Below are 16,035 nucleotides of genomic sequence, written 5' to 3' on the forward strand. Positions count from 1 at the left end.
GCGCGGTCTGTGGCGTTGTCAGCAAGCGTTCGGTCGGGAAGAGGAAGCCGGCCTCTTTCAAATTCCGTCCGCCAGTTTTCTGGGATCGCGCGATGGATGCAGGCTTTCTTTTGGAGGCTGAAGGAGCCATTCCTCAGGCAAATTGCGCCAACCCATGCCCGACGGACCAGTTCTCCTTGGGGGCATCGGCAAGGGTCACGAACACGTCCTCCGGCCGTATCCCCGGGCTCTCGGCCAGCAGCTGCGCAATGCGCTGGAACAGCGCCTTCTTCTGCTGCGCGGTGCGCGTGTTGAAAACGGTGATCTGGATGTACAGGAGATCGTCGCTGCGCGCGACGCCGAAAGCGCCTCCATATCGGAAGTTGGCGGCCTCGTGCTCGGTGATCGTCATGAACTGGTCGTCTTGCGGCACGTTCAACGTGTCGCGCAGGGCGCGATAGAGGCTGTCGAAGATCGCCTGCCGGTAGGCCTCTGGCTTTCCCGCGCGCATCGAGATGTGAATGGTGGGCATCGCTGCTCCGGGTCATGGTGGAACAGCGGATGTTATGTATTCGGATTTGCTATTGATACTTATCTCAATAACAATCTTTTGTCATGACTGATCGCCCGCTGGATCTCGATGCCGTTCAGGCCTTCGTTCGCATCACCGAGCTGGGCAGCTTCACGCGCGCCGCGGAAGTCATGCAGACCACGCAGGCAGGGATCAGCCTGAAACTGAAACGCCTGGAAGACAGGCTGGGCTGTCGGCTTCTGGAGCGCACACCGCGGCACGTGGAGCTGTCGGCGCGGGGTGCCGCCTTCCTCGGACATGCCCGGGAACTCCTGGTGGTCCACGATCGCACGCTGGCGGCCTTTGCGAGCGCCCGCCAGCGACTGACCATCGGCATCAGCGACCACGTGGCAGGACCGGAGTTGCCCGCGCTGATCGCCCGCATGAACGCGCAAGACGCGCAACTGCTGATCGATATCCGGATCGGCTCGTCGGGCGATCTGCTCCAGAGCTACGACCGACGCGAACTCGACACGGTCATCGTCCGGCTGCATGCCGGACGCACGGACGGAAAGCTTCTGACGCAGGAGCGCTTCGGCTGGTTCGCTGCCGCAGGCTGGCAGCACCGCGTGGGTGAGCCCCTGCCGCTGGCCACGATGGCGCAGCCCTGCGGCGTGCGCGCGCTGGCGGAGCAGCTTTTGGACACGGCCGGCATCCCGTGGACCGAGGTGTTTGTGGGGGGCGGCGTCGCGGCCGTGGCGGCGGCGGTGGTGGCCGGACTGGGGGTCGCTGCATTGGCGCCGCGCATGCTGCCCCTGGGCTGTGTCGACGTGGGGCCGAAGCTCGGTCTGCCCGACCTGCCGCGCCTGCCGGTCCTGCTGCACTCCCGGGTCCGGGAGGCTCGGGCGCGGGATGCCGTGGACGCACTGTCTGCGGCGTTCAGGAGCGTGGCGAGAAACTGATCCGACCGCGTCAGGGCGCGCGTTCGTCCACCACGAAGCCCCAGAAATCGTCGTCGCAGTGGATGCAATGGTCCAGGAAGGATTGCATGCCGCTGGCGTGGAACCACACCAGGCCCTGCGCCTCGTCGCACAGCGCATCGGCCTGCGCGTCCAGGCTGAGCGATGGGAGGTGGGCCAGCTCCATGTCGGCCAGGAACTCCTGCGTGTCCAGCTTGCCTGCAAAGAGGTCGTGGTCGAGGCTGGCGATACGGCCCTTGTGCCGGCCGTGCAGCACCTCCACGAACGGGTTGCCCGCGGGGTCGCTGCCGATGTCCAGAAACCAGTCGGCCAGCAGGCTCTCGGCCTGCAGCGTCTCCAGGTCGCAGTGGGGGTCCGAGGCGCCGAAGCTGTTGAGCACGCGGAAGTTGGCGTGCGAGGCGCTGCTCGCCGTGCCGTCTGGCTGCACATAGGCCGCGATGTCGCCGGCCTGCTCCATCTCGTACAGCGAGAAGCCGTTCTGGGTTCGCAGGAAGGTGGCGTAGGCGTCGGAGAAACCGAGGCGGCGCTGCAGCGCGTCGACCGCCTGCGCGGAGGCTGGCGCGCGGCCGAAGGGATTGGGGAAAAGTACTTTCATGGCGTGCGCTGCAGCCTAACGCGGATCACGGCGCACCGGCCCCGCGTCGAGGTCGTGCACCGTCCCTATCGGCCAGGCAGGTTCAGGCCGTAGGTGGCCAGGGGCCCATTCTGGGCCAGAAGCCGAACCGCGAGAATGCGGGCAACAGACACTTCAGAGGAGCTCGCCTTGACCACCGTCGCCATCACCCCCGCCATCCACGTCAGCAACAGCAAGGGCTTTGTCCTGTTCGGCGGCGTGAACGTCCTCGAGTCGAAAGACATGGCCCTGCGTGCCGCGGAAGAATACGTCCGGGTCACGCAGAAGCTCGGCATCCCCTACGTCTTCAAGGCGAGCTTCGACAAGGCCAATCGCTCGTCCATCCATTCCTACCGGGGCCCCGGCCTGGAAGAAGGCCTGAAGATCTTCGAGGCCGTCAAGGCCGCGTTCGGCGTGCCCGTCATCACCGACGTGCACGAGCCCTGGCAGGCGAAACCCGTCGCCGAAGTGGTGGACGTCCTGCAGCTGCCCGCGTTTCTCGCCCGCCAGACCGACCTGGTCGTCGCGCTCGCTCAAACCGGCAAGGTCATCAACGTCAAGAAGCCTCAGTTCCTGAGCCCGACGCAGGTGCTCAACATCGTGGAGAAGCTCAAGGAGGCGGGGAACGCCTCCGTCATCCTGTGCGACCGCGGCACCTGCTTCGGCTACGACAACCTGGTGGTGGACATGCTCGGCTTCGGCACCATGAAGAAGGTCACCGGGAACCTGCCGGTCATCTTCGACGTGACCCATGCGCTCCAGCAACGCGAGGCGAACGCCATCGCCTCCGGCGGGCGGCGCGAGCAGGTGGCCGAGCTGGCGCGTGCGGGCCTGGCAGTGGGCCTGGCAGGCCTCTTTCTCGAAGCTCATCCCGACCCGGCGCAGGCGAAATGCGACGGTCCCAGCGCCCTGCCGCTGGACCAGCTGGAGCCTTTCCTCACGCAGCTGAAGGCGTTGGACGACCTGGTGAAGTCGTTCGCGCCCTTGCACATCCGCGCCTGAACAGGACGCTCCCGCAGGGGCCTCTAGCGGCTGTCGAGGCGGGCCTTCATGTAGCAGGCCCGCAGGAGCGCCTGTTCGCGATGGGGATCGTGCAGGCCATTGCCCATCGGCCGGGTCCGGCTCGCCGCCTCCTGCAGCGCCCCGGCGTGGTACTCGGCCAGCGACTGGGGCGGAACGGCCAGCGCGCCTGCGGCGTATTCGACCCTGGCTTTTTCCGTCATCCAGCCCTGCACGCGCTCGCGAGACCCTGTGTGCGTGCGGCGGTAGTAGCGGTCGGCCTCCACCTCCGATTGGTAGAAGGTGTCGATGGCGGTCCGCAGGGCGTCCGAGCAGCGCGACATCAGCATGTCCACGGAGGGTTCGCTGCGCGAGGAGGCTTTCGCCGCGGGAACGCTGCCCGCCTGGACCGTCGGGCGTTCCGGCGCCGCGGCCTCGTTCGGCATGGCGGCCGAGTCGCAATTCCTCGCGCCCGAATGCCTGCATTCCGAGACGAGCCGCACGTATTCCTGCTGATAGACCTTGCGCGTGGCCGCGCGGTCTTCGGGCGTCAGGTTGCCGCAGCTGCGATCGAGGTACTCGATCATCGTGTAGTTGTGGACGCGGTCCGCGCCTGGGCCCGAGGCCTGCGTGGCGCGTTGCTGCAGCGCCTTGCATTCTTCAGATGAGGCGCGCGTTCGCTGCGAGGGCGCAGGATTCGCGGCCTTCGCCTCCTTCTCGGAGAAGCAGTACCCCCGGTAGCCTCGTCCTTCCACGTACCGCCAGCGGCCCGTGCCCCGGTGCTTGGTCGAGCAGGCCCACCAGTGCACGGTGCCGTGCAGGAGGTTGCCCTCCTTCTTGCCGGGGCCCAGCGTGCTGAGTCCGCCGTTGGGACACTGGAAGGCCTCGGAGCTGTCGAAGAAGTGCTTGGTCTGCCGCGGGTTCTCGACGCAGAAGCCGACGTCGACGCTGTAGTTGCATTGGTTGAAAAGCGTGCTGTCCTTGCCGATGACGCAATGGCTGTCGGTGCCGTCGTTCGCGGCCAGGGCGGGCAAGGCCGTGCCCAGCAGGAAGACGCTCAGGGCCAGGGTGCGAACGATCGGCATGCTTTTCTCCTCCAGGATGGCGCCTGAATCTAGCCGGCCGATTCGCAAACGAAATACCGCTTTTGTGGGAGGCCACGGGAACCGGTGGCCCGCATCGCATAACGCAAGCGGAGAAGCAATCCCACGCCAACGGCAGGCAGCTTGCTTCCTGCCTCGTGTTCATCGCACCCGCGCTGTCTCGCTTCTATTCCTCCGGCCTGACGTCCATTCCCAGCGCCTCGGCAATGGTCAAGGCTTGCACGGCGGTGATGACTGCGCCTTGGAGCTGCACGTGCTGCGGTTCGAGTGCGCTCAGGTCACTGCCGCGCAGGTCGCAGCGCGAGAGGTTGGCGCTGTGCAGCCAGGCCCCCGACAGATCGACATCGCGAAGAACGCCGCCGTCGCATCGTGCGCCCGTGAGGTCGACCTCCCGCATCCGTGTGCCATTGAACGACGCCTTGCGCAGGTCGGCCCCCGGCAGGCCGGCAAACGACCAGTCGCCGCCGACCGCTTTCATCACCTCGAACATGCAGCCATCGAACATGCTGCCGATGAACTTGCAATCGATGAAGCTGGCGTCGAAGAACTTGCAGGCGACAAACGTGCAATTGACGAAAGCCGCATCCGTGTGGACCGACGAATTGAAGCGCGCGCTCCGGAACGTGCAGTCGGTGAACACCGACCCGGTGTTTCTGGCCTCCGTCATGTCCAGATCGTTGAACAGGACGGCGGTGTAGGTTTGCCGGTCGATGTCTTTCCCGTACCAGCGCTCTCCAGCCAGCGTGGTCCGGGTCGCAGGTGCCGGTGCCCCATATGCACGGTCGGCCATGGATCGATTCTCCGAGGAAGGTGGGTGTGGTGCGCGGCTGCCAGGCGGACGATCGACGGCAGCCAGCCGACGCATTCTGCCCGCGCCCATCGCGACGATCGGCTTTTCCCCTCCAGTGGCCAGCACGCAGCCGCTGGCCACCCCACACTCACAGGTAGTTGAAAAGCGAGATGCTGTTCAACTTGGCAAACGTCATCTGCGTTGCCTGCAGCGACGACTGCCGCTGATAGAACTCGGAAATCGCCGTGTACGGATCGAGGTCCTCGATCGACGACAGGTAGCTTTCTTCCTGCAGCTTGTTCATGGCACCCGCGCTGTCGAGCGCCTGCAGCTCGACCTGGCGCGAGCCCACCGACGACAGCACCGTGAGCACGTTGTCGTGTGCGTTCGTGACCTTCACGTTGGCGGTGCTCAAGGCGTTGCGCAACTGCGCCTGGGCCGCCGCGCCGCCGCCGTTGAGCGGTGCGCGCAGCGCTGTCACCAGTTCGCCCAGGGCCGCGAAGATGTCGGTGCCGGCGTTCTGCGCGGTCGACACGTCGAAGCTGTCGCCGGTGGCCGGCGTGCCGCTGATGGCGATCTGCACGCCGCCGAACGAGATCGGGGTGCCGGCGGTGAACGGGCCGCTCGCGGCCACCACGGGCGGCGTGTCCTTGGTCGTCACCGTGTAGTCGGTGCCGGTGAAGCGGATGGTGAAGTCCTTGCCGTAGTTCGGTGCGGTGGCGTCGGTGATGCTCACCGCGCCGAACACGCCCGAGCCGGTGTTGGCAGGTGAGCCCGAGGTCACGTAGCCCGCACCGCCTTGCACCGACTGGAAGATGCTGCGGCCGTCGTCCGAGGTCGACATCTGGCGCGCCACGTCGATCTGCATCAGCCGCTCGCCCTGGTCGCCCACGTACTGCACGCCGCCGCCGGCAGCCATCACGAAGGGCGGGCTGCCGCTCTTGTAGCCGGCGAACAGGTACTGGCCGCTGCCGTTGTCGCTGTTGGCCACGCCCACGAGCTGCTCCAGGCTGCTCTGGATGGCCGTGGCAAGCGAGCCGCGATCGGCGTCCGACAGGCCGCCGCCGCCGGCCTGCACGACCAGCGTCTTCACGTGCTGCAGGATCGACGTCACCGAGTCGAGCGCGTTCTCTTCGGTCGACAGCGCCAGTGCCGCGCGCTGGCGGCTGGTGGCGAACTGGGCGCCCTCCGCCAGCGTCTGGCTCACGCCGAGCGCGCGCGCCGCGCCCACCGGGTCGTCGCCGGCCGACAGGAACTTGGAGTTGGTCGCCAGCTGCTGCTGGACCTTGAACAGCTTCTGCTGCTGCAGGCCCATCGACTGCAGGCTCTGTTCGTAGAAGGATTGGGTGCTGATGCGCATCGCGGGTCCTGGAATCTGTACAAAAGGGTTCAGCTACGGATGCCGAGGATGGCGTCGAACATCGCCGAGGCGGTCTGGATCACCTTGGCGTTGGCTTGGTACATCTGCTGGAACATCAGCAGGTTGCCGGTTTCCTCGTCCTGCACCACGCCGGAAATCGCGCGCTGGCTGGCCTTGATCTGGCCGGTGACGCTGTCCTGCGTGACGGCGGCCACCTTGATCGACATGGCGCGGTTGCCGACGTCGCTCACCAGCTGCGAGTAGGCGCCGTTGAAGGTCGCGGTGCCGTTCGACATCGTGGTCTTGCGCTGCAGCGCGCCCAGCAGCAGCGCGTTGCCGCCGTCGGAGACGCCGCCCGTGTTCTTGCCGATGGTGAAGGTGTCGCCCTGCGCGGGTGCGCCCGTCATGGCCACGGTGATGCCGTCGAAGCTCATCTTCGCGCCGGCCGTGTAGGGCACGGGCGTGCCGGCCGGGTAGCTGGTGGCGGTGCCGTTGGCAAGCGTGACGGTCACGGCCGAGCCGGCCGGAAAGCCCGACAGCGTGCCGGTGCCCGCGTTGAAGCTCAGCGTGACGTTGCCGGCCAGCGGCGAGCCCGGGTAGGCCGCATCGACGGTGGCCGCGCCCAGTGCGCCGCTGCCCTTGTTGCCCGCGGTGTTGCCGGTGATCACGGGCGAGGCGGCGGCCACCTTGGCCGGGTCGCGCACCAGCACCTCGAGGTCGCGCGCACCGGTGCGCGTGGGCTGCACCAGGAACGAATCGCCGGCCTGCGCCGTGCCGCTCGCGGCCGTGAGGCTCACGCCGTCGAAGCTGATCGGGAAGGTGGTGAAGCTGCCCATCGGCGTCTTGTCCGACAGCCGCGTGACCGTGTAGGTGAGCGTGCCCGCCACGTCGGTGACGCTCACGTTGTAGTCGCTCGTGGTGAGCTTCGACGCATCGGTCAGCGTGGCGCCGAGCTCGAGGTTGCCGCTGTTGCCTGCATTGGCGATCGTGCCCGGCACGGCCTGCGAGAAGAAGTTCTGGCCCAGCGCGCCGTTCAGGTCCACGCCCAGCTTGTGCTGCGCGTTCACCGCGTCGGCCACCGACATGGCGAGCCGGCCGATGGCGTTCTGCGTGGGGATCAGCGTGTCTTTGCGGAAGGCCATGAGGCCGCCGAGCACGCCGCCGGTGAAGGCGCTGTCGTCCAGCTCGACGGTGTTGCCGGCAAAGCCCGAGAGCGCCACCACCTGGCGCGTGGGGTCGGCCGACGACGTCACCGCCGCCATCTTGGACGCGTGGTCGCCCACCACCAGCGACTGGCCGGTGGCGATGAACACGTTGTACTTGCCGTCGTCCTGCTGCAGCACGCGCACGTCGACCACCTGGCTCAGCTCGCTCACGAGCTGGTCGCGCTGGTCGAGCAGGTCGTTCGGCGCCTGGCCGCCGGCCACCGCGCTCATCTGGCTGATCTGCTGGTTCAGGCTGGCGATCTTGGCGGCGTAGGTGTTGATCTGGCTCACGCTGCCCACGATCTGCTCGTTGACCGAGGTGTTCAGGTCCGACAGGTACTGGTCGGTCGCGCGGAACTTGCTGGCCAGCGACTGCGCCGCGCTGATCATCTGCTGGCGCGCCGCAGGGTCGGCCGGCGTGTTGGCCACGCCCTGCACGCTGGTGAAGAAGCTCTGCATCAGCGGCGCGATGCCCGAGGTCTTGTCGGCCAGCAGCTGGTCGATGCGGTTGACCTGCACGCCGTTGGTGGCCAGCGCGGCCGACTGCGACTGCGCGGTGGCCAGCTGCGCCGTGAGGTAGCGGTCGTAGCTGCGCGACACGGTCGTCACGTTGGCGCCCGAGCCGATGAAGCCCGAGCCGCTGGCAATGCCGCCGGCCGTGGCGATCTGCGCGATCTGGCGGCTGTAGCCGGTCGTGTACACGTTGGCGGTGTTGTGGGCCGTGGTCATCAGCGCGGTGCGGGCGACCGCGAGGCCGCTCAGACCTGTGTAGAACATGCTTCCGGACATAAGGCTTTACCTGTCAAAGGGGTGTGGGGGAGCGGCATCACGCGCGATGCCTCTCGGTAGTTATCGGCAGCGCGCGCCCGAAGTTGAGGGGCGCGCGTCGTCTTTACGCCTGGCTCAGAACTCCGACCAGTCGCCCTTGGCGTCGCCGGCCATGGCCAGCTGCGGTGCGCCGGTCGGTTCGCGGCGCGTGGGCAGCGCCTTGGCGCGCGGCTTGGGCGTCGGCTTCGGCGGCTTGGGAATCGGCGTGATGCGCGTGAAGCTGGCGCGGGTCGTCGCGACCGCGTTCGCGTCGAGCTTGAAGACGCTCACGGCCTGCACGAGGGCGCCGGCCTGTTCCTGCAGCGACTGCGCGGCGGCCGAGGCTTCCTCGACCAGCGCCGCGTTCTGCTGCGTGACCTGGTCCATCTGCGTGATCGCCTGGTTGATCTGCTCGATGCCCGAGGTCTGCTCTTGGCTGGCTGCCGTGATCTCGCCCATGATGTCGGTCACGCGCTTGACGCTGCCGACGATCTCTTCCATCGTGCGGCCGGCTTCTGCGACCTGCTTGCTGCCTTCTTCGACCTTTTCCACCGAGTCACCGATCAGGGTCTTGATTTCCTTGGCGGCGGCTGCGGAGCGTTGAGCCAGGCTGCGAACTTCGGACGCGACCACTGCGAAGCCTCGGCCTTGCTCACCAGCGCGTGCGGCTTCAACAGCAGCGTTCAGCGCCAGGATGTTGGTCTGGAATGCGATGCCATCGATCACGCCGATGATGTCCACGATCTTCTTGGACGATGCATTGATCGAACCCATCGTGTCCACGACCTGCGACACGACCGCGCCGCCCTTGACGGCGACCTCAGAGGCAGAGACCGCAAGCTGGTTCGCTTGACGCGCGTTGTCCGCGTTCTGCTTGACCGTCGAGGTCAGCTCTTCCATCGACGCCGCCGTCTGCTCCAGCGAGCTGGCTTGCTCTTCGGTACGCGACGACAGGTCCTGGTTGCCCGAAGCGATCTGCCCCGACGCCGTGGCGATCGTCTCCGTGCCCGTGCGCACTTCACCCACCACCTTGGCGAGATTCGCGTTCATGTCCTTCAGCGCCTGCATCAGCTGGCCCGTTTCGTCGCGGCTGTCCACGCGGATGTTCGCGCTCAGGTCGCCGGCGGCCACCGTCTCGGCCACGCCGACGGCCTTGGCCAGCGGGCGCACGATGCTGCGCGAGATGAAGAAGGCGAACAGGCCACCCAGCAGCACCGTGAGCGCCGTCAGCAGCAGCCGCAGGTTGAAGCTCTTCGCATTCGCCGCGTCGATGGCGTGGCTCATGTCGTCGATGGCGCGGCGTTCGATGGCCAGCAGCTCGAGCACGCGGTTCTCGTAGGCCTTGGCGGCCGGCTGGAACGACAGCTGGTAGGCGCGCACGGTCTCGACCGTGTTGCCGCTGGCCTTGGCGCGGGTCACCTCGTCCTTGGCGGCCTGGTACTTGGCGCGCAGCTCGACGATGGACTTGTAGGTCGCCTTCTCCTCGTCGGTGACCAGCAGCGCCTCGACCTTGGCCATGGTCTCGCTGCCCTTCTTCACGCTCTCGGAGATCACGTCGGCGAACAGCATCGGCAGCGCCTCGTCGGTGGTGCGCGCGATCATCGAGGTGCGCGCGATGGCCGAGTAGGTCAGCACGTACCAGTCGGAAATGAGCCGCTCCTTGGCCAGCGGGCTCTGCATCATGATGCGCGTGGCTTCGGCGTTCTTGTGCGCCGACATCAGCCCCACCGCGCTGGAGATGAGCGTCAGCCCCAGCACGATGGCGAAGGCAAGGGTCAGGCGGGTGCCGATGCGAAGGTTCGAAAAGAATGTCATGGGGTGGTCCTCAAACGGTGGCGGCGGCTTCGATGAGGCCCATTTCTTCGCTGGACATCAGCCGGTCGATGTCCACCAGGATCAGCATGCGTTCGTCCAGCGTGCCCAGGCCGATCAGGTAGTCGGTATCGAGCACCGAGCCCATCTCGGGCGCCGGCTTGATCTGCTCGGCGGTGAGCGTGATCACGTCGGACACGCTGTCCACCACCATGCCCACCACGCGGCCCGCGATGTTCAGCACGATCACCACCGTGAACTGGTCGTAGGTGGGCGCGCCCAGCTCGAACTTGATGCGCATGTCGATGATCGGCACGATGATGCCGCGCAGGTTGACCACGCCCTTGATGTAGTCCGGCGCGTTCGCGATGCGCGTCACGGCGTCGTAGCCGCGCAGCTCCTGCACCTTCTGGATGTCGATGCCGTATTCCTCGTCGCCGAGCTTGAAGGTCACGACCTCCAGGCGGTTGGCCACGGCGGACGCGGACGGCGCCGCGCCATTCGATCGCGGTGATGTGGTGTCTCTGGTGTTGTTCAACATGTGTTCTTCTCCTCGTTCAATACGCATCCCGGGCGCCGGCACCCTCGCCCGCCCCGGTCCTGAATACCCCTGCGGCCCGGACCAGGCCCTCCGCCTGTTCCTGCAGCGACTGCGCCGTGGCCGACGCTTCCTCGACCAGCGCGGCGTTCTGCTGCGTCACCTGGTCCATCTGTGCGATGGCCTGGTTGATCTGCTCGATGCCCGAGGTCTGCTCCTGGCTCGCGGTCGTGATCTCGCCCATGATGTCGGTCACGCGCTTCACGCTGCCGACGATCTCCTGCATGGTGCGGCCGGCCTCGGCCACCTGCTTGCTGCCCGCCTCGACCTTCTCCACCGAGTCGCCGATGAGGGTCTTGATTTCTTTCGCGGCAGCCGCCGAGCGCTGCGCCAGGCTGCGTACTTCCGACGCGACCACCGCAAAGCCCTTGCCCTGCTCGCCCGCGCGCGCGGCTTCCACGGCCGCGTTCAGCGCGAGGATGTTGGTCTGGAACGCGATGCCGTCGATCACGCCGATGATGTCGACGATCTTTTTCGACGAGGCGTTGATCGAGCCCATCGTGTCCACCACCTGCGACACTACGGCGCCGCCCTTCACCGCCACTTCAGACGCGGAGACGGCCAGCTGGTTCGCCTGCAGGGCGTTGTCCGCGTTCTGCTTCACGGTCGAGGTCAGCTCTTCCATCGATGCGGCCGTCTGTTCGAGCGAGCTGGCCTGCTGCTCCGTGCGCGAGGACAGGTCCTCGTTGCCCGAGGCGATCTGGCTCGACGCCGACATCACGCCGGCGACGTTCGCGCCCACGTCGGCGACGATGGCGAAGAGGTTGGCGCTCATCTGGTTCAGCGCGCGCAGCAGCCCCGCGATCTCGTCGCCGGGCCGCACCGTGAAGCGCACGAGGTCGCCGCCCGCGATGGTGCGCGCGACCTCGATGGCTTCGTCGAGTGGACGGAACACCGTGCGCCCGAGGAACGCGCCGAGGCCCAGCCACGCCAGCGCGGCGCCGAGGCTGCCCGCTGCCACGGCGGCGGGCAGCCAGCTGTGCGCGCCGGACGCGGCCGCCAGGCGGGACGCCTCCATCCAGCCCATCGCGCCCAGGCCCGCGGACAGCACCGCCGCCGCGACGGTCACGCCGAGCACGCGGCGCCGCACCGGGATGCGGCGCAGCCGCGCCAGCGGATTGGCCCAGCCGCTGCGCACCACTTCGCCCTGCAGCAGCTCGAGGCCCTTGGCCCCGCCCTCGCGCATGCGGCGGTAGAGGGCATCGGCGGCGGCCACGTCCTCGCGCGCGGGGCGGCTGCGCACGGACATGTAGCCCTCCACGCGGCCCTGGTGGCGGATCGGCGTGACGTTGGCGAGCACCCAGTAGAAGTCGCCGTTCTTGCGCCGGTTCTTGATCAGGCCGGTCCAGGGCAGGCCCTGGTCGAGCGTGCGCCACAGGTCGGCGAAGGCCTCGGGCGGCACGTCGGGGTGGCGCACGATGTTGTGCGCCTTGCCCAGCAGTTCGCCGGCCGTGAAGCCGCTGGCCGCGACGAAGGCCGGGTTGACGTAGGTGATGCGGCCCTTGAGGTCGGTGCGGGACACCAGGGCCTCTTCCTTCGAGAGTTCGTATTCGATGTCGGTGACGGGCAGGTTGACACGCATGGCCGGTGCGTCGCCTTCAGGCCAGGACCAGCGCGTTGCCGTGGCTGCCGCTGCCGCCGAGGCGGAACACGCCGACGACCTGCGACAGGCTGCCCGCCTGCTCCTGCAGCGACTGCGCGGCGGCCGAGGCTTCTTCGACCAGCGCCGCGTTCTGCTGCGTGACCTGGTCCATCTGCGTGATCGCCTGGTTGATCTGCTCGATGCCGGAGGTCTGCTCCTGGCTGGCCGCAGTGATCTCGCCCATGATGTCGGTCACGCGCTTCACGCTGCCCACGATCTCTTCCATCGTGCGGCCGGCTTCTGCGACCTGCTTGCTGCCTTCTTCGACCTTTTCTACCGAGTCGCCGATCAGGGTCTTGATTTCCTTGGCGGCGGCTGCGGAGCGTTGAGCGAGGCTGCGGACTTCCGAGGCGACAACAGCAAAGCCGCGACCTTGCTCACCTGCACGAGCCGCTTCAACCGCCGCGTTCAGCGCGAGGATGTTGGTCTGGAACGCGATGCCATCGATCACGCCGATGATGTCGACGATCTTCTTGGACGAGGCGTTGATCGAACCCATCGTGTCCACGACCTGCGACACGACCGCGCCGCCCTTGACGGCGACCTCAGAGGCAGAGACCGCAAGCTGGTTCGCTTGACGCGCGTTGTCCGCGTTCTGCTTCACCGTCGAAGTCAGCTCTTCCATCGACGCCGCCGTCTGCTCCAGCGAACTGGCCTGCTCTTCCGTGCGCGAAGACAGATCCTGGTTGCCCGAAGCGATCTGCCCCGAGGCCGTGGCGATCGTCTCCGTGCCCGTACGCACTTCACCCACCACCTTGGCGAGATTCGCGTTCATGTCCTTCAGCGCCTGCATCAGCTGGCCCGCTTCGTCGCGGCTGTCCACGCGGATGTTCGCGCTCAGGTCGCCGGCCGCCACGGTCTCGGCCACTTCGAGCGCATGGCCCAGCGGGCGCACGATGCCCAGCGTGAGACGCCAGGCGAACAGCGCGCCCAGCGCCAGCGCGATGGCCGACAGCACGAGCAGCGTGGTGCGGCCCTCGGTGTGGTCGGCCGCGATGCCCTTGGCGGCGGCGTCGATCTTCTCGCGCTGGTGGTTGGCCAGGTTTTCGACGGCGCCGGCATAGACGGCGAGCGCCGCGCTGAACTTGGTGTCGACCAGCACATTGGCTTCGTCGATCTTCTTCTCGTCCTTGAGCTTGTTGAGCGTGCCCACGGTCTCGAGCACGACCACGCGCGCCGCGACCACCGCGGCATAGAGCGCCTTTTCTTCCGGCGTGGCGAGCATGGCTTCCAGCTGCTTCTGCGCCGGCGTGATGCGCGCCGATCCGGCCGCCTGGAGCTTGGCGAAATAGGCCGCCACCTCGGGGTCGGTGGTCTTGACCATCGCGTAGTTGGCCACCGTGTTCGACTTGAGCAGGCTGAGCCATTCGGCCGCCAGCCGCTCCTTGACCAGCGCGCCCTGCACCATCTCGTCGGTCGCCTGGCCCACGTTCGTCAGGCGCAGCACGCCCGTGCCCGCAATGAACGCCATCAGCAGCAGCAGCACCGCGAAGCCGAGCCCCAGGCGGGTGCCGATTTTCAGATCCTTCAAACTCATTGCGCTTCTCTTCCTTCAATAACGGGGGACGGTGGCCGCATCGCGCGGCGGGCCACCGGCATGACATGACGGCATGGCGGGGCGGCGGCCTGCGCCACCCCGTCTCCCTGTTATCGGCAGCGCGCCGCCAGACTTGAGTCTTTTTTCTAAAGAAAGACGCCGATCGGGGCGCGGGCGCATGCGTTCTCTGTCAGGCGTCGGTGGCGTTGACGTGCTGGAACACCCGGTCCAGCCGCTCGGCGACCTTGGCTTCGTGACGGCTCGAATGGGCCCGCGCATGCGCCGCGAAGCCCGCGAGACCCAGGCCCGTCAGGCAAGCGGCGCCCGCCAGTGCCCACACGGCATGGAGCGCCCAGGCGCAGCCGGTGCCGACGTGGAAGCCGAGGAAGAGCGCCACGGCCAGCAGCAGGAGCAAAGCGGCGAAGCCCATGCCGACGCGGCGCAGGGCTTTCGGATGGAAATGCGTGGACACGGGGTGTTCAGGCCGCAACGGCTTCGTCGGCGTCGAGCTTGAAGGTGCTCACGGCCTCCACCAGGGCGCCGGCCTGCTCCTGCAGCGATTGCGCCGCCGCCGAGGCTTCTTCGACCAGCGCCGCGTTCTGCTGCGTCACCTGGTCCATCTGCGTGATCGCCTGGTTGATCTGCTCGATGCCCGAGGTCTGCTCCTGGCTCGCCGCCGTGATCTCGCCCATGATGTCGGTCACGCGCTTGACGCTGCCCACGATCTCTTCCATCGTGCGGCCCGCTTCTGCGACCTGCTTGCTGCCTTCTTCGACCTTTTCCACCGAGTCGCCGATCAGGGTCTTGATTTCCTTGGCGGCTGCGGCTGAGCGTTGGGCGAGGCTTCGCACTTCGGAGGCTACGACTGCGAATCCACGACCTTGCTCACCCGCACGCGCTGCTTCAACAGCAGCGTTCAGCGCAAGGATGTTGGTCTGGAACGCGATGCCGTCGATCACGCCGATGATGTCCACGATCTTCCTGGACGAGGCGTTGATCGACCCCATCGTGTCCACGACCTGCGACACGACCGCCCCACCCTTGACGGCCACTTCCGAAGCCGACACCGCTAGCTGGTTCGCCTGCCGCGCGTTGTCCGCGTTCTGCTTCACCGTCGAGGTCAGCTCTTCCATCGACGCCGCCGTCTGCTCCAGCGAACTGGCCTGCTCTTCAGTGCGCGAAGAAAGATCCTGATTGCCCGCCGCAATCTGCCGCGACGCCACCGCGATCGAATCGGTCGAGGCCTTGATGCGCGTCACGAGGTCGGTGAGCGTGTCTTCCATCTCGCCCATGCCGCGCAGCAGCCGGCCGAAGTCGCCGCCGCGTTCGGTCTCGAACTCCTGGCTCAGGTCGCCGGAGGCCACGGTCTCGGCGATCAGCAGCGCCTCGGCGACCGGGTCGGCGATGCTGCGCGTGAGCAGCCATGCCAGCACCGCGCCCAGCGCCAGCGCGGCCACGGCCAGCGCGACGATGTAGAGGAGGCCTGCGCGGTACTGCGCGTCGATGGCCGCGGCGGTGCTGTCGATGTGCTTTTGCTGGTGCGCCACCATGGCGCGGATGCCCGCGTCGTAGCCGTCGAGCATCGGCAGCAGCTGCGTGTCGGTGCGCGTCGCGGCCTCGTCCTTGCGGCCTTCTGTCTTCAGCTGGAGGATCTGCTGGCGCAGCGCGATGTACTCGCCGCGCCGCTTCTGGATGTCGGCGCTCAGCGCCAGCTCTTCCGGCGACACGAGCAGCGCCTCGAGCGCCTTCTGCGTCTCGGAGATGGTGGCGCTGGTGGCGGCGATCTGCTTTTGCAGGTGGGCCTGCACCTGCGCGTCGTCGCTCTTGAGCAGCGAGAAGGTGCGCACGCTGTTGGTGGCCGTGCCCAGCTGCCAGGCCGTGGCCAGGCGCTCCTTCGACAGGGTGCGCGAGGCCATGTCCTGCGTGGCCTCGCCCACGCCCTGCAGCCGCAGCACGCCGATGCCCGCCACGGCCACCAGCAGCGCCAGCACCAGCGCAAAGCCGGCGCCCAGCCGCATTCCGATCGTCCAGTTCTTTATCGTCATTCGCTTGTCTCCTCTCGGGGCCTCTCGTTTCGTTGTTCTCGGGTCCGGGCAGTC

14 protein-coding genes are annotated in these 16,035 nt (G+C 67.3%); 2 read left to right on the plus strand and 12 right to left on the minus strand.

All coding sequences use genetic code 11. The annotated features are described in order from the left end of the window. Nucleotides 1-133: 133 nt before the first annotated feature. Nucleotides 134-511 carry a tautomerase family protein gene (locus VHAB30_RS18595; protein WP_159278087.1) on the minus strand — a complete coding sequence of 126 codons (378 nt, stop codon included), beginning with the start codon at nt 509-511 and terminating at the stop codon, nt 134-136. A gap of 83 nt (nt 512-594) precedes the next feature. Between VHAB30_RS18595 and VHAB30_RS18600 the strand changes: the two genes are divergently transcribed. Continuing rightward, the gene (locus tag VHAB30_RS18600; RefSeq protein ID WP_159278088.1) at nt 595-1,452 is read left to right on the plus strand and encodes a LysR family transcriptional regulator; all 858 of its coding nucleotides are present in this window, start codon (nt 595-597) and stop codon (nt 1,450-1,452) included. 10 nt (nt 1,453-1,462) lie between these two features. Here VHAB30_RS18600 and VHAB30_RS18605 read toward each other — a convergent pair whose 3' ends face one another. Beyond that, nucleotides 1,463-2,065 carry an SMI1/KNR4 family protein gene (locus VHAB30_RS18605; protein ID WP_159278089.1) on the minus strand — a complete coding sequence of 201 codons (603 nt, stop codon included), beginning with the start codon at nt 2,063-2,065 and terminating at the stop codon, nt 1,463-1,465. A gap of 168 nt (nt 2,066-2,233) precedes the next feature. Here VHAB30_RS18605 and kdsA point away from each other — a divergent pair, with 168 nt between their 5' ends. Further along, a complete protein-coding gene (gene kdsA, locus VHAB30_RS18610) occupies nt 2,234-3,085 on the plus strand; it encodes a 3-deoxy-8-phosphooctulonate synthase (RefSeq protein ID WP_159278090.1) in 852 nt (283 codons plus the stop codon). A 23-nt stretch (nt 3,086-3,108) separates the two neighbouring features. On the opposite strand, the gene VHAB30_RS18615 is transcribed toward kdsA, so the two are convergent. The 10 genes from VHAB30_RS18615 to VHAB30_RS18660 form a co-directional block, all read right to left on the minus strand. Next, nucleotides 3,109-4,167, minus strand: a complete 1,059-nt coding sequence (locus VHAB30_RS18615; RefSeq protein WP_159278091.1) for a hypothetical protein — start codon at nt 4,165-4,167, stop codon at nt 3,109-3,111. A 184-nt stretch (nt 4,168-4,351) separates the two neighbouring features. Next, nucleotides 4,352-4,975 carry a pentapeptide repeat-containing protein gene (locus VHAB30_RS18620; protein WP_159278092.1) on the minus strand — a complete coding sequence of 208 codons (624 nt, stop codon included), beginning with the start codon at nt 4,973-4,975 and terminating at the stop codon, nt 4,352-4,354. 148 nt (nt 4,976-5,123) lie between these two features. Then, a complete protein-coding gene (gene flgL, locus VHAB30_RS18625; protein WP_159278093.1) occupies nt 5,124-6,335 on the minus strand; it encodes a flagellar hook-associated protein FlgL in 1,212 nt (403 codons plus the stop codon). 29 nt (nt 6,336-6,364) lie between these two features. Next, nucleotides 6,365-8,317: a flagellar hook-associated protein FlgK gene (gene flgK, locus VHAB30_RS18630; protein ID WP_235926748.1), complete on the minus strand. Its 1,953-nt coding sequence runs from the start codon at nt 8,315-8,317 to the stop codon at nt 6,365-6,367. A 126-nt stretch (nt 8,318-8,443) separates the two neighbouring features. Further along, entirely contained in the window at nt 8,444-10,162 is a 1,719-nt protein-coding gene (locus VHAB30_RS18635; protein WP_159278095.1) for a methyl-accepting chemotaxis protein, read from the minus strand. Nucleotides 10,163-10,172: 10 nt separating this feature from the next. Further along, nucleotides 10,173-10,700 (minus strand): chemotaxis protein CheW, encoded by a 528-nt coding sequence (locus tag VHAB30_RS18640; protein ID WP_235926749.1) that lies wholly within the window; start codon nt 10,698-10,700, stop codon nt 10,173-10,175. A 16-nt stretch (nt 10,701-10,716) separates the two neighbouring features. Further along, nucleotides 10,717-12,339, minus strand: a complete 1,623-nt coding sequence (locus VHAB30_RS18645; RefSeq protein WP_159278096.1) for a methyl-accepting chemotaxis protein — start codon at nt 12,337-12,339, stop codon at nt 10,717-10,719. Nucleotides 12,340-12,355: 16 nt separating this feature from the next. Continuing rightward, the gene (locus tag VHAB30_RS18650; protein WP_159278097.1) at nt 12,356-13,936 is read right to left on the minus strand and encodes a methyl-accepting chemotaxis protein; all 1,581 of its coding nucleotides are present in this window, start codon (nt 13,934-13,936) and stop codon (nt 12,356-12,358) included. A gap of 190 nt (nt 13,937-14,126) precedes the next feature. Continuing rightward, the gene (locus VHAB30_RS18655) at nt 14,127-14,408 is read right to left on the minus strand and encodes a hypothetical protein (protein ID WP_159278098.1); all 282 of its coding nucleotides are present in this window, start codon (nt 14,406-14,408) and stop codon (nt 14,127-14,129) included. Between the two features lie 7 nt (nt 14,409-14,415). After that, on the minus strand, nt 14,416-15,981 hold the full coding sequence (locus VHAB30_RS18660; RefSeq protein ID WP_159278099.1) for a methyl-accepting chemotaxis protein: 1,566 nt from the start codon (nt 15,979-15,981) through the stop codon (nt 14,416-14,418). Nucleotides 15,982-16,035: the final 54 nt, after the last annotated feature.

Origin of the sequence: Variovorax boronicumulans (genome assembly GCF_009811375.1) — a bacterium.
GTDB classification, from domain to species: domain Bacteria; phylum Pseudomonadota; class Gammaproteobacteria; order Burkholderiales; family Burkholderiaceae_C; genus Variovorax; species Variovorax boronicumulans.

What these genes read in the sequence shown, in the direction of transcription:
- VHAB30_RS18645 (WP_159278096.1), bottom strand. Translation starts at nt 12,339, where the DNA reads ATGCGTGTCAACCTGCCCGTCACCGACATCGAATACGAACTCTCGAAG.
- VHAB30_RS18595 (WP_159278087.1), bottom strand. Translation starts at nt 511, where the DNA reads ATGCCCACCATTCACATCTCGATGCGCGCGGGAAAGCCAGAGGCCTAC.
- VHAB30_RS18620 (WP_159278092.1), bottom strand. Translation starts at nt 4,975, where the DNA reads ATGGCCGACCGTGCATATGGGGCACCGGCACCTGCGACCCGGACCACG.
- VHAB30_RS18650 (WP_159278097.1), bottom strand. Translation starts at nt 13,936, where the DNA reads ATGAGTTTGAAGGATCTGAAAATCGGCACCCGCCTGGGGCTCGGCTTC.
- flgK (WP_235926748.1), bottom strand. Translation starts at nt 8,317, where the DNA reads ATGTTCTACACAGGTCTGAGCGGCCTCGCGGTCGCCCGCACCGCGCTG.
- VHAB30_RS18600 (WP_159278088.1), top strand. Translation starts at nt 595, where the DNA reads ATGACTGATCGCCCGCTGGATCTCGATGCCGTTCAGGCCTTCGTTCGC.
- VHAB30_RS18615 (WP_159278091.1), bottom strand. Translation starts at nt 4,167, where the DNA reads ATGCCGATCGTTCGCACCCTGGCCCTGAGCGTCTTCCTGCTGGGCACG.
- VHAB30_RS18635 (WP_159278095.1), bottom strand. Translation starts at nt 10,162, where the DNA reads ATGACATTCTTTTCGAACCTTCGCATCGGCACCCGCCTGACCCTTGCC.
- flgL (WP_159278093.1), bottom strand. Translation starts at nt 6,335, where the DNA reads ATGCGCATCAGCACCCAATCCTTCTACGAACAGAGCCTGCAGTCGATG.
- VHAB30_RS18605 (WP_159278089.1), bottom strand. Translation starts at nt 2,065, where the DNA reads ATGAAAGTACTTTTCCCCAATCCCTTCGGCCGCGCGCCAGCCTCCGCG.
- VHAB30_RS18640 (WP_235926749.1), bottom strand. Translation starts at nt 10,700, where the DNA reads ATGTTGAACAACACCAGAGACACCACATCACCGCGATCGAATGGCGCG.
- VHAB30_RS18660 (WP_159278099.1), bottom strand. Translation starts at nt 15,981, where the DNA reads ATGACGATAAAGAACTGGACGATCGGAATGCGGCTGGGCGCCGGCTTT.